The 12,071-nt window shown below is 72.6% G+C and carries 15 protein-coding genes and 1 pseudogene; 14 read left to right on the forward strand and 2 right to left on the reverse strand.

Translation table 11 applies throughout. The annotated features are described in order from the left end of the window. Positions 1–46: 46 nt before the first annotated feature. Complete coding sequence (locus tag ACIRB1_RS31985) at positions 47–871, forward strand: oxidoreductase (RefSeq protein WP_403467811.1); 825 nt, start codon at positions 47–49, stop codon at positions 869–871. A gap of 360 nt (positions 872–1,231) precedes the next feature. Here the strand turns inward: ACIRB1_RS31985 and ACIRB1_RS31990 are convergent, their stop codons facing one another. Further along, entirely contained in the window at positions 1,232–2,065 is an 834-nt protein-coding gene (locus tag ACIRB1_RS31990) for an HAD-IB family hydrolase (RefSeq protein ID WP_352183994.1), read from the reverse strand. Positions 2,066–2,649: 584 nt separating this feature from the next. On the opposite strand from ACIRB1_RS31990, the gene ssd reads away from it, so the two are divergent. Both ssd and ACIRB1_RS32000 read left to right on the forward strand, forming a co-directional pair. Then, the gene (gene ssd / locus ACIRB1_RS31995) at positions 2,650–3,753 is read left to right on the forward strand and encodes a septum site-determining protein Ssd (RefSeq protein WP_352183995.1); all 1,104 of its coding nucleotides are present in this window, start codon (positions 2,650–2,652) and stop codon (positions 3,751–3,753) included. A gap of 182 nt (positions 3,754–3,935) precedes the next feature. Then, positions 3,936–4,754, forward strand: a pseudogene (locus tag ACIRB1_RS32000) (TadA family conjugal transfer-associated ATPase); the annotation flags it as partial. Positions 4,755–4,812: 58 nt separating this feature from the next. On the opposite strand, the gene ACIRB1_RS32005 reads toward ACIRB1_RS32000, so the two are convergent. After that, positions 4,813–5,274 carry a hypothetical protein gene (locus ACIRB1_RS32005; protein WP_403467812.1) on the reverse strand — a complete coding sequence of 154 codons (462 nt, stop codon included), beginning with the start codon at positions 5,272–5,274 and terminating at the stop codon, positions 4,813–4,815. Between the two features lie 154 nt (positions 5,275–5,428). Here ACIRB1_RS32005 and ACIRB1_RS32010 point away from each other — a divergent pair, with 154 nt between their 5' ends. The 11 genes from ACIRB1_RS32010 to ACIRB1_RS32060 all read left to right on the forward strand — a co-directional run bounded on the left by ACIRB1_RS32010 (position 5,429) and on the right by ACIRB1_RS32060 (position 12,059). Next, the gene (locus tag ACIRB1_RS32010; RefSeq protein WP_403467813.1) at positions 5,429–5,650 is read left to right on the forward strand and encodes a helix-turn-helix domain-containing protein; all 222 of its coding nucleotides are present in this window, start codon (positions 5,429–5,431) and stop codon (positions 5,648–5,650) included. After that, on the forward strand, positions 5,647–5,838 hold the full coding sequence (locus ACIRB1_RS32015; RefSeq protein WP_403467814.1) for a hypothetical protein: 192 nt from the start codon (positions 5,647–5,649) through the stop codon (positions 5,836–5,838). The genes ACIRB1_RS32010 and ACIRB1_RS32015 overlap by 4 nt, the downstream gene beginning before the upstream one ends. A gap of 87 nt (positions 5,839–5,925) precedes the next feature. Next, positions 5,926–6,867 carry a hypothetical protein gene (locus ACIRB1_RS32020; RefSeq protein WP_403467815.1) on the forward strand — a complete coding sequence of 314 codons (942 nt, stop codon included), beginning with the start codon at positions 5,926–5,928 and terminating at the stop codon, positions 6,865–6,867. After that, on the forward strand, positions 6,864–7,529 hold the full coding sequence (locus ACIRB1_RS32025) for a hypothetical protein (protein ID WP_403467816.1): 666 nt from the start codon (positions 6,864–6,866) through the stop codon (positions 7,527–7,529). Before ACIRB1_RS32020 ends, ACIRB1_RS32025 begins: the two co-directional genes overlap by 4 nt. Continuing rightward, on the forward strand, positions 7,526–8,038 hold the full coding sequence (locus tag ACIRB1_RS32030; protein ID WP_403467817.1) for a hypothetical protein: 513 nt from the start codon (positions 7,526–7,528) through the stop codon (positions 8,036–8,038). The genes ACIRB1_RS32025 and ACIRB1_RS32030 overlap by 4 nt, the downstream gene beginning before the upstream one ends. Beyond that, complete coding sequence (locus tag ACIRB1_RS32035; RefSeq protein ID WP_403467818.1) at positions 8,035–8,343, forward strand: hypothetical protein; 309 nt, start codon at positions 8,035–8,037, stop codon at positions 8,341–8,343. The genes ACIRB1_RS32030 and ACIRB1_RS32035 overlap by 4 nt, the downstream gene beginning before the upstream one ends. Before the next feature lie 80 nt (positions 8,344–8,423). Further along, positions 8,424–9,020 (forward strand): hypothetical protein, encoded by a 597-nt coding sequence (locus ACIRB1_RS32040; RefSeq protein ID WP_403467819.1) that lies wholly within the window; start codon positions 8,424–8,426, stop codon positions 9,018–9,020. Then, on the forward strand, positions 9,017–9,673 hold the full coding sequence (locus tag ACIRB1_RS32045) for an HTH domain-containing protein (protein ID WP_403467820.1): 657 nt from the start codon (positions 9,017–9,019) through the stop codon (positions 9,671–9,673). Before ACIRB1_RS32040 ends, ACIRB1_RS32045 begins: the two co-directional genes overlap by 4 nt. A 410-nt stretch (positions 9,674–10,083) precedes the next feature. After that, positions 10,084–10,473, forward strand: a complete 390-nt coding sequence (locus ACIRB1_RS32050) for a hypothetical protein (protein ID WP_403467821.1) — start codon at positions 10,084–10,086, stop codon at positions 10,471–10,473. Beyond that, positions 10,470–10,712, forward strand: coding sequence for a hypothetical protein (locus tag ACIRB1_RS32055; protein ID WP_403467822.1), 243 nt, complete (start codon positions 10,470–10,472; stop codon positions 10,710–10,712). The genes ACIRB1_RS32050 and ACIRB1_RS32055 overlap by 4 nt, the downstream gene beginning before the upstream one ends. A 6-nt stretch (positions 10,713–10,718) precedes the next feature. Beyond that, complete coding sequence (locus tag ACIRB1_RS32060; RefSeq protein WP_403467823.1) at positions 10,719–12,059, forward strand: hypothetical protein; 1,341 nt, start codon at positions 10,719–10,721, stop codon at positions 12,057–12,059. The last annotated feature ends 12 nt before the right edge of the window (positions 12,060–12,071 follow it).

Genomic DNA, 12,071 nt, shown 5'->3' on the forward strand with positions numbered 1-12,071 from the left:
CCACTCAATCGTGGGGCGGACCTCCGGGATGGCTACTGTCGTACTCATGAGTACGACAGACGCGACCGCCGATCCGCTCGCGGCCCTGGGCACGCTGCCCGGAGTTCCCGAGGCCGTGGAGTCCATGCGCAAGGCCGTGGACCGGGTCTATGGGCACCGGGTCATGCGGCGTCGCAGCAACGAGCTCACCGCCGAGGCGGCCCTGCGCGGCGCTCGCGGTTCGGCCGCGCTGTCCGGGGCCGACTGGGCCCTCGAAGAGGTGCGACGGCGTACCGACTTCAGCGGTGACGAGGAGGCCCGCACCATGGGCGCGGCCCTCCGGCTGTCCGTCGAGGCGGGCCAACTCCTGTCCATCTGGCGGCAGTCGCCGCTCCGGGTGCTCGCCCGGCTGCACTTGGTGGCGGCCGCGAGCAACGACGACACGGTCGGCCGGCCGCGACAGGAGGGGGAGGCGGTTCACGAGCCGCTCGTCGAACTGCCGTTGCCGGGCGCGGCCGAGGTGTCCGGGCGGCTGGACGGACTCGCGGACCTGATCATCGCGGGCGGCTCGGCACCGGCGCTGGTGACGGCCGCAGTCGTGCACGGCGAACTGCTCGCCCTGCGCCCCTTCACCTCCCACAACGGCCTGGTCGCGCGCACCGCCGAGCGGATCGTCCTCATCGGCAGCGGCCTCGACCCGAAGTCGGTCTGCCCGGCGGAGGTCGGCCACGCCGAGCTGGGGCGCGCGGCCTACCTCGCGGCACTGGACGGGTACGTGTCGGGCACCCCGGAGGGCATGGCCGCCTGGATCGCGCACTGCGGCCGGGCGGTCGAGCTGGGTGCGCGCGAGTCGACGGCGGTGTGCGAGGCGCTCCAGCGCGGCGCTGCCTAGGAGCGAGCTTTCATATGAAAAAGGCCCCCTACTGGGGGGCGATCGCAGGGTTGCGGCGGTACGAGGATTCGTACCGCCGCTGGCATGATCCACCGGGTTACCAAGCGTCCTCGAAATATTGCCCATCAGGTCGGGAACTTAGCCCGTCACCTGGTGCGGCTGGCCCGTAATCGACGGGTCGACGTCGCGTGGGTGCTCGGTGTTCATGCGCGGTCCGTGGGGCCAAATGCGGTAATAAGGTGATCCTTTCGGATGTCCTTGGTCTCGCGGGCCGTTGAATCCTTTGTACTCCTGGCCCGGAGGAAGCGAAACCCCTCGCCGCGGTTCTTTACTTTTACCTTCAAAGGGTCACCAACCGCCCTAAACGGTCGTCGCCCTGCGCCTGCTCGCGTACCAGACGAGCCCTGCCGTGGCCGCCGCCGCACCCACCGCCGCGGCCACGACCAGCGCGGGGCGGGGTGGTACGGAGAGGGTGGGCAGCCGCTGCTTGAGCCGCACCGGGCGGTTGAAGTCCAGAATCGGCCACCCGCGCGCGAGTGCCTCGCGGCGCAGCGTGCGGTCCGGGTTCACGGCGAAGGGGTGGCCCACGGACTCCAGCATCGGTACGTCCGTCGCCGAGTCGCTGTAGGCGAAGCAGCGGTCGAGGTCGTACCCCTCGGACCGCGCCAGCTCTTTGACCGCCTCGGCCTTCGTCGGGCCGTACGCGTAGTACTCCACCTCGCCGGTGAAGCAGCCGTCGTCGCCCACGACCATGCGGGTCGCCACCACCCGGTCCGCGCCCAGGAGTTCACCGATCGGCTCGACCACCTCGGCGCCCGACGTGGACACGATCACCACATCGCGGCCGGCCGAGTGGTGCTCCTCGATGAGGGAGGCCGCCTCGTCGTAGATGATCGGGTCGATCAGGTCGTGCAGCGTCTCGGCGACGATCTCCCTGACCTGCTGGACGTTCCAGCCGCGGCAGAGTGCGGACAGGTACTTGCGCATCCGCTCCATCTGGTCGTGGTCGGCGCCGCCGGTGAGGAAGACGAACTGCGCATAGGCGGTCCGCAGCGCGGCCCTGCGGTTGATCAGTCCGCCTTGGTAGAAGGACTTGCCGAAGGTGAGCGTGCTCGACTTCGCAATGACCGTCTTGTCCAGGTCAAAGAAGGCTGCTGTGCGGGGCAAGGAGTGGTTTTCCACAACCCAGAGCATAGGCGCAGCCCATTCGGCGTAAGGTGAGGCGCGTGGGTTTGCCTGAGAGGGCTCTCGGGTACACCATGGAAGTCACGGATCGTTCGCGACCGTGCTAACGCGGTCCGGCTCCTCCCCCCCCCGAGTCGGCCGTGAAGACGACCCCCACTCTCCCCCCCCGGTGGGGGTCGTCGCATGTCCGGACGCGTTTTCGCTCCCTGTGCCTGGTCGTGAGACCAACCCGAGGCGGCTGGTGCCGCCTTTTTTCATGCCCAGAACCCGTCACCGTGCGTAGTCGACGGACTGCGCTGCGGAACTCGCACAGAGGCCAGTACAGGGGTCACCGGTATGGGTGAAGGCGATATTCACAGGCCCTGAGTTGTCCACAGTTTTCGACCAAGATCCACACGATTTCCGCGATGCCCGCACCGTGATTCCAACGCGTCCTCGCTCGCGGCGAGTTCATGGGCCCGTTCCGTTTGTCGGACGCGTTTGGCCGGTTTCTGTCGGCCGTGCATAAGAGGGCCGATCGCCGGTTCTCCGCACGTTTGGGAATCGCGTGGCCGCAGGGGTGACGCGAGAGACATCGATGGGGGATTGAAAACATGGCCGGAACTGTCACGGGCGATCCGCGGCCCGCCGCCGGAGGGCGACAGGGCGGACCGCTGATCGTCACCGAGGACGCCGAGCTCCTCGACGACCTTCTGCGTCTGTGCGCGGCGGCCGGCGCGACACCCGAGGTCCATCACGGGGTGCCGGAGCGCCGGGGCGGCTGGGACACCGCGCCGCTCGTCCTGGTCGGTGACGACGCGGTCCGACGGGTGCGCGGGGCCGCCCGCCGACGCGGGGTGGTGCTGGTCGGCCGGGACCAGGACGACTCGGGGGTCTGGCGGCGGGCCGTCGAGATCGGCGCCGACCACGTCCTGATGCTGCCCGACGGCGAGCAGTGGCTGGTCGACCGCATTGCCGACGTCGCCGAGGGCGTCGGCCGCCCGGCGCTCACCGTGGGCGTCATCGGCGGCCGCGGCGGGGCCGGGGCGTCCACGCTGGCCTGCGCGCTCGCCGTCACCTCCGCGCGTGAGGGGCTGCGCACACTCCTGGTGGACGCGGATCCGCTGGGCGGCGGACTCGACGTACTCCTCGGCGGCGAGACGGCGGAGGGCCTGCGCTGGCCCGCGTTCGCCGCCTCGCGCGGCCGGGTCGGCGGCGGAGCCCTGGAGGAGTCCCTGCCCGAACTGCACTCGCTCCGGGTGCTCAGCTGGGACCGCGGCGACTGCGTCGCCATCCCGCCGCAGGCGGTGCGGGCGGTGCTCGCCGCCGCCAGGAGGCGCGGCGGCACGGTCGTGGTCGACCTGCCCCGCCGCATCGACGACGGCGTCGCCGAGGCCCTCGCGCAGCTCGACGTGGGCCTCCTGGTGGTCCCCGCCGAACTCCGCGCCGTCGCGGCGGCCGGCCGGGTCGCCTCCGCCGTCGGCATGGTCCTGCGCGACCTCCGCGTGGCCGTACGCGGCCCGTACGCCCCCGGCCTGGACGACCGGGAGGTGGCCCGCCTCCTCGCCCTGCCCCTGGCCGGAGAGGTGCCCGTGGAGTCCGGGCTGCTACGGCCGCACGAGGGCAAGTCCCCACCGGGGACGGCGGGGAAGGGGCCGCTGGCGCGGTTCTGCCGGGATTTCCTCGAGCGGGCGCTGGCCGAGGCGGGTGGCGTATGAGGGGGCTGGTGGGGAGCGGTGGCGGGCTGCCCGGGGGCGGTTCGGCGAGGGCGGTGAGGGGCGCGTCTTTTGGAGGCGGTGCCTCGGCGGATCCTCCGGTGACTGGAGCACTCGGGCTTGAGCGGGGGCGGGATTCAGGGCGTTGGGCTTCGGGTGGCGCCGGGGCGAGCGGTGGGCCCGAAATGCCCGCGGGGTTGCTCGACGGTGTGCGGCGGTGGCTGGCCGAGAGCGGGGGTGAGCCGACGCCCGCGCGGGTGGCGCAGGCGCTGCGGGAGCAGGGGCGGGTGCTGGGGGACGCCGAAGTGCTGGGCGCCACCGAGCAGTTGAGATCCGAGCTGGTGGGCAGCGGCCCGCTGGAGTCCCTGCTCGCCGACCCCTCGGTGACCGACGTCCTCGTGTCCGCCCCGGACCGGGTGTGGGTCGACCGGGGCGGCGGCCTGGAGCTGACCGGCGTCTCCTTCCCGGACGCGGCGGCCGTACGACGCCTCGCGCAGCGCCTGGCCGCGGTGGCCGGACGCCGGCTGGACGACGCCCGCCCCTGGGCCGACGCCCGGCTGCCCGACGGGACCCGACTGCACGCGGTACTGCCCCCGGTGGCCGTCGGCTGCACCTGCCTGTCGCTGCGTGTCGTACGACCCCGCGCGTTCACGCTCGGCGAGCTGGTCACGGCGGGCACGGTGCCGCCCGGCGGGGACCGCATCCTGCGGGCGCTGATCGAGGCACGGCTCTCGTTCCTGATCAGCGGCGGAACGGGCAGCGGCAAGACGACCCTGCTGAGCGCGCTGCTGGGGCTGGTCGGACCGGGGGAGCGGGTCGTCCTGGCCGAGGACTCCGCGGAGTTGAGACCGGACCATCCGCACGTCGTACGGCTGGAGAGCAGACCCGCCAACCAGGAGGGTGCCGGGCTCGTCACGCTCCAGGACCTCGTCCGCCAGGCACTCCGGATGCGGCCGGACCGGCTGGTCGTCGGCGAGGTGCGCGGCCCGGAGGTCGTCCAGCTCACTACCTGACACGCACCAACACAACGACCACGAACAAGCCACGGGCCATGACGCGTCGTTACGCGCTGCGCTCCTGTTGCCCCTGCGCCCGGGCCTGCCGGAGCATGTCGACGATCAACTTCCGCTGCTCCACATCGAGCGGCATTTCCCACGCCGTCCGCTCCAGCCGATCGGACATGTCCGCGTACGGCTGTTCCCGTACCTGATCGTCGCCCTCGGCGTGCTGGCGGAGGATCTCGCGGAGGACGACCGCCGCGGTCTCTCGTCCCACTTCGGCCAACCGATCGGGGCTGACGCCGACCACGTGTGCCATGTGGGCGAGCGTGGTGTCCGGCGCGCGGACTTTCTTGGGCGGCCGCTTCGGCTCGTACCCACGTTCGATATGTCGCCACCGGGCGCCGCCGAGTCTGATCGGGGTCTGGAGTGCAGCGGCCTCCGGGCTGAGTCCCCGCGCCATGCGGGCAACGCGGATCAGCCCCGCCTCTGGTGGAGGCGTAATGCCCAGGTCGCTCGAATCCACGGCCATCTCCCGTCAGGGCCCACACGAAACTTCAGGAAACTTTAGCGAATACCCGCAGGTGAGGGCGATTCACTGACAGAAACTTTGGCAATTGATGGGCTACTTCATCGAAGCTTCTTGAAGTTTTTCGAAGTTTCGCCGTAGTGTTCCTCTCATGGAACCCCGACGGACCCACAGTCCGGAGTCGGTTCGCCGGAAGCGAATCGAAGCTGGCTTGAAACAGAAGGAACTTGCGCTCCGCGCCGGCATCTCCCGCCCTCACATGTCCTCCATCGAGCACGGACGTGTAAGCCCCTCACCCCCCGTGCTGCGACGGCTGGCCAACGAACTCGGCTGCGAGGTCGCTGACCTCATGCCCGAGACCGTGGCGGCATGAGCGGCCGAGTCTGCCTGTCTGTCGACGAGGCATTCCAGGCGGGGTTCGAGGAGCCGTGCCAGCACCTGGTGCCGGACCCGAACGACTGCCCGAAATGCCGACTCACCGAGGCAGAGATCCGCCGCGTGGCCGTCCTGCTGCGCAATGACCCGCTTGCTGCGTCGAGCACTCCCGCAGCAGCTGCCTGACCCACATAGGTCGGGGCCGCCCCGGGCTGGACCCCGGCACGACCCCTCAGCCACCCACGCCACCGCTTCACGAGGAGTGGATCAACTGTGACCGCATCATCCCATCAGTCCCCGGGGCCCATGCCCCCCGAGCGCGTACCCGCCGCGACGCCCGAGCAGACCGCCGCCGTTTTCGCCGCGTACGGCCAGGTCCTCCCTGTACCGCTCGGTGCCTCCTACGTCGATCCAGTCCAGGCCGCTGCGGGGGTGATCGCTGCGGCAATGACCAACGGGGCAGCCACAGCAGGGGAGTTGGCGCAGGCCGAGGCCGACGCTGGCCTCCTTTTCGACCCTCAGCGGGCCCAGGACATCGCGGCCGCGGCCGCGGAGCAGGCGCACGCCGAGGACGGGGTGGAGATCGCTGAGCGCGGCCGCCAGCTCGCCGAAATGGCGGGCGCCCAGCGCCAGGTCGAAGCCGTGCGCCGTCTGATCGAGGGCCGCCCGGGCTGGCACCACCTGTCGGTCGCGGAGATCGCGGCGGCCGTCGAGTACGCCAAGACGGCGTACGACGGCAGCCCCCCGATGACGCTCACCTGGACGGGGAGCGTCCAGGTTTCCGAGGCGGGCAGCCTGGACACGCAGGCCGTCGTCGAGTGCACCTCGTCATACGGCGGCCGCGCCGAACTCGTCGTCGACGGCGCGCAGCGAGCGGCCCTCGCGAGCCTGGTCGACGCCGATGCCCGCGACATCCGCGCCAAGTGCCCGACGCCGGGGTGCGGCACCGATCACGACCTGGACGCCGCCGACCTGTTCGGCTGGTCCCGCCTGCAGATCGCCAGCCTCGGCGACGTCCCGCGCTGGTACTGCTGCGACGTGTGCGTGGTCGATGCGCTGGCCCGGGCCGGACACGAGACGGCGGCCGACGACCTCGACGCGCGGCACGGACCGGGCGCGTCCGACGAGTACGCGGCACAGGTGGCCGGGTCGGTCGAGGCGGGGTTCGCGGACGAGCGGGGCGACGTCGACGAGTTCCAGGGCGGTGTGGTGTGACGTCGGCACTCGACAGCTACCTCGGCTGGGAGAAGCCCGGGCACCGGCGCGGCTGCGCGAAGCCCGCGTGGGACGTGTCCTTCCGCACGGAAGAGAAGGCCTACCGGCACGTCGGCTACGGCGAGGCGCCCCTGAGGCACGAGTGCCCCGATGAGGACTGCGCGCACGGCAACTCCTTCGACAAGTCCGTGGTGCGGATCGTGTGCTACTCGTGCGGCGCCGCGCGGGTGATCACCGGTGAGACGACCCACGACACCGGCGAATCGATCACCAGCACCACCCACCTGGGCTACGGGCTGCCGCCCCGCAAGGCCGCGGGCCTGCTGCTGTGGCCGGGAACGCCGTGGCTCGACGTCGGCCGCCTGCGGGAGGCCGAGCCGCACGACTTCGTGGTGACCCGTTCCAAGGTGCGGGAAGTCACGGAGGCCACCGTGGTCGGGCAGATCGGGCAGAGCCGCGGTGACCGTGGGGGCGTGGTGTGGTCGGCCCTCGCGGTGCCCGGCGACGGAGGCCAGTTCGGGTACGGCGGGCAACGCATCCGGTTCGAGCACGCCAACGACGGCAGGGGCCGCGGCGGCAAGCCACTGCGCACGGTGAACGCGGCCGCGCGGTGGATCGGCGAGCGTCTGGCCGAGCAGCCGGAAGCGAGGGCAGCCGCGTGAGCGCCATCGAGGAGCCCCGTACGGCCGCCACGGTCGGGAAGGACACCGGCGACAGCCCCCAGCTGTCTGCTTCTGCCGGCGAGTCCACCCTGCCGCAGCTGCCGTACGCGGAGGCCGTGCACCGCGCGCTGTGCGCGGTCGAGGTCCTGCCAGACACGGTCGAGACCGGCGTGCGGGTGGAGACGCTCGACGGGCAGCGGGAGCTTTTCATCCGGCTGGAGTGGCTGCCCGGTCACGACGACCTCCTGCCCGAGGAGCTTCAGGCGGCCGGCGTCATCGCGCAGTGGTCGCACCTGGCGGGCTGGTCGGTGTCCAGCGGCACGGACATCGCCGAGCCCGACATCGACGCCCTCGCCGACCCGGACACGGTCGCGGAGCGGTGCATGCATGCGCTGCTGTGCGGTCTGCGCTGTGACTGCGAGAAGCCGCCCCCCGGCCGGTGGGAGCACGCGGCCGCGCTGCACCTCGCCCTGGCCGCGTACGACGAGCGCGGGGAGACGAACCGATGACCGGCCCGATCCTGATCATCGTCGCCCTGCTGACCATGCTGACCATGCTGGCCCTGTTCGCGGTGGCTGGTGTGGTCGACGCGATCGGCGACCGGCAGCCGACCGCCCGCGTCGTGCAGCCTCCGCGCCGGCGCGTGCCGCTGCTGCCCCCGACGCGTAACTGGCAGCCGGGAGAGGCCGAGTTCGCGCTGCACCGCGCCCGAGGCATCCGTGCGGCGCGCGCCCTGGCCCGTGATGTCCAGCTGGGCCGTCCGCGACCCGCGCCCAAGCACATCCCCGCCACCTCGCGCCGTCCCGGCGCCTGACCCCTCCGTTCTCCGGGCCTGGCACGGCGTGCCCTGACAACCGCCGTGCCAGGCCCGGGCACCAACCGAAGGACCGCATCATGCGCCGTACCGAGGCGTTGAAGATCATCACCCGAGTTCTCAAGCAGCCCGTCGACGACGTGCCCGCCGCCGACCTGATCTACGGCCGCGCACTCGCCCACATCGAGGCGCCCACCCCGGATGCCCCGAAGCCGTGGGCCATGCAGGTCGACGTCCTCGCCCTGCGGATCGCCGCGCAGCTGCCCCTGAGCGACGACGAGCAGGCGAGCCCGCTCGCCCGGGCCGAGGACGCCAAGCGGCGACGGGACCTGGTCGGCGAGGTCGGCATCCTGATGTCGGCTGGCGCCGACCTGGAGTCCGCGCCCTGGTACCCGGTGCGCCCGGGCGACCTGGTCCACGTCCACTACGAGGCTGCCGGGACGGCCGCCGCGTTCGGCGAGACGTACATCGTCGCCGCGGGCCAGCACGGGTTCCTGTCGATGCAGCTGCTCGCCGACACCCTGCCCGAGGACGCCGAGTTCCGTGAGGGCATGGTGGGCTGCTTCGCTGTCGAGGACGACCCCGACCCCCTGTCGGGGCTGTGGTTCGAGGCGGGCCCGCACCGGCTGACGATCGTGCGCGATGGCCGCCCCGTCCACATCGGCGGTGCGCGGTGACGCCGGCGGACGCGCGCGCCCTGCGCCGCCGCAAGGTGGCCGAACTGCGCGAGGCCGAGCCGGACTTGAGCCTGCGGCAGATGGCCGAGCGGCTGGGGCTCTCGCGCGACACGGTCACCCGGGACCTGGACGAGATCGGCCGCCGGGCGGCCGAGGATGCGCCACCGGCCGAGGCCGTGGCCGAGCCGGTGCCGCACTCCGCGCCCGTGGCCGACGGCTCTCCGGCCGAGGGCGAGGACGGCGGAGAGGCGGTGGACGATTCTGCGCCGCAGGCCAGCACGGGTGTGGCCGAGGTTGCGCCACCGGCCGAGCCGCCGGTTGCGCCCGTGGCCGAGGTGGTGGCCGAGGGTGGCCGGGAGCGTCGGCCGCTGGCCGTGCCGCGGCGGTTGGTGGACACCCAGCTGACGATCGACCTGGCCGGGTGGCCGGAGCTGCGCCGCGATCTGGCGGTGCTGGCCGCCACCGGCAAGAGCCCCGAGGCCCTCATCTCCCAGGCCGTCGTCGTCCTTGCCCATGGCTACCGGCAGGGCGTGCGTACCGGTGCCATTCGCCCTGACCGGCCGTTCGTCGCCGGGAATCTGGACGTTAGACCCCCGCGCGTCCGCCGCCCCCGCCGCCCGGTTCCGCCTGCCGAGGGAAGCCCGGGTGCCTGAGCCGGGTCCGGCCGCCTGGCCGCTCATCCATCCCCCTGGGGCGGCCGGACCCACCCCCCGTATCGAACGTTCATACGAAGGCGAGGTTGCTGTGTACCGCTGGTGGTTCCTGTTCTCCGTGGCGCTGCTGCTCGCGGTCCTCGGGTGCAATCCCGCCTCCGGCCCGGTGCCGGCGCCGAGTCCGGCCGCCGCACCCGGGGCCGTCCGATGACCGGGCCGTCCGCCCCGATGCCCCCTCGGGGCGGGCGGCCCGCCCGCCGCCGCCGTCGGCGCCGCCGTCCGGGTGCGTGCGGTGTGCTCCGGTGCCCGCACGACCTGACCTACGCCCGCCTATACCCGTGCGGCTGGCGCTGCGACCGGCACGGCCCGGCCGTGCCCGGCTACCGCCCCTACTGACCAGTGAGGAAACGATGACATCCACACCCGCGCCTGAGGGCCTCGCCCGCCGCCAGGCCCAGCCCGCCCCGCCGTACGACCGCGCCCAGTGGGAACGCGCCGTCATGTCCAGCCCGCTGCACCGCAACACGCGGATCGTCGCGTTCGTGCTCGCCCACCATGCCGACGAGCTGGGTGTCGTGTGCGCGGGCGGTGTGCAGGCGCCCACCCGTCTGGAGCACCTGGCCCGCATCACACCGAAGCAGGCCCGCCTTGCGCTCCAGCAGCTGGAGAACTGGCACTTCTTCGTGCGGCCGGACATCCGCGACTGGCCGCCGGGGTCCCCGGTGCGCCCGCTGGCGCTGACCCTGCCGCCCCTGGCCGCGCGTGCGGAGCCTCCACATACCGGCGAGGTGCCCAAGTGAGCGCGTCTGAGCGGCAGTTAGCGCTGCTGCCAGACGATCCGCCCTCCTACGGCGGCCCTGCGGCCGCCGCGGTCGAGCCGATCCGCACCCAGGGCCGCACCGAGTACGCCGTGCACTGCGACGGCCCGGGCGGCTGCGGCGCCGTTCACCGCCACATCTTCCCCGGCGTCCGCAACGCCCCGTGCGGCGCCACCTACACCGTCCCCTCCGGCGACGGACCGCCCGACGACTCCAGCTAGGACCCCGTGCACCAGCCCGCGCGCCCCGCCGAGCCCCGCCGCATCAGCGGTGGGGCCGGTGGTGCTGCGCGCGGACTGGACGAGCCGGCCTGGTACCGGCAGAAGGTGAAGATCCCCAAGCGCGTGTGGGGCACCGGCCGCTACAGCCCGGGCGCGGTCGCGTACCACGCCCAGATCACGGCGCTCGCCCAGCGTGCTGACGGCTGCCGCGCCGGCGTGCTCACCCTCGCCGGGTACATGGGCGACTCCAAAAGGACGGCCGAGCGGTACTTGGCCGAGCTGTCCGCGCCGGGGCCGGACGACATCCCCGAGCTGACCACGGTCCGCCGCACGGACGCGGCCGGCGACGGCGAGACCGCCGAGCGCCGCACCCGAGGCCTCGACCGTGGCGAGCACTTCGCGTTCGTGGCCGTCCTCGCAGTCAAGGCCCTGCGTCACCCGCTGCTCGTCCTGTACGCCGCTCTCGCGTACGCCGTGGCGACCAGGACGCCCGTCACCGCGGCCGAGCTGGGCGCGCTCCTGGGCGTCACCGAGCGCTCGGCCCGCCGCATGACCAACGAACTCGAGGGAGCTGGATGGATCACCGTCCACCGGCGCACCGGGGACCACGGCCGCCACGAGTACGAGATCCACGACAGCCCCCTCCGGCTCGTCGTCGACGAGCCCCTGCCACCGGACACACATGGCGGATCGGCAGCGGACACGACTGGCGGATCCCTCGCGTCTAAGGAAGACCCAGAACTGACTGACGTGAGAACCACGCCCGAGCGTGGGGCTTTCCGCCGTAGGCGAGATGAACGTAAGTGGGGCCCGGGCCCTGTGGATAACTCGGTCACTACGGTCGCTGCGGTCGCTGGCACGTTCCGGTCGGCACGCCCTGCGCGCCCCTCTGCGCGCCCCGCGTACGCCGGACCCGCTCTGACCCTCAGCCCACGCGTCTGGGCCGTCCTGGAGCCCGTACGCGACCTCCTGCCCACCGTCCCGGTCTTCGCCGTCCGCCGCATCGCCCGTGAGATCGGCGCCCAACTCGACGCCGGCACCTGGCCCGAGGACATCCGCGACCAGATCACCCGGCTGCGCGCCTGGACACCCGCCGAGGACATCCGCGACCCCGGCCGCTGGCTCCTCGGCGCCGTCCTCCCGCCGCGCTCCCGCTGCCAACTGCCCGGCTGCCACTGGGGATTCCTCGCCCACACCGGCGCCCCCTGCAAAGCCTGCGCCGAGATCACCACCGCCCACCCGCCCCATACGGGCCTCGCACGCCCCCACGCCTGCACCAGCTGCGGCTGGACCTCACCCACACCCCTGCCACTCCAGCGGTGCGCCGCCTGCCGACCCACCGCCTGACCCGACCGGAGA

It is taken from the genome of Streptomyces sp. NPDC096013 (assembly GCF_044763565.1).
Classification (GTDB): domain Bacteria; phylum Actinomycetota; class Actinomycetes; order Streptomycetales; family Streptomycetaceae; genus Streptomyces.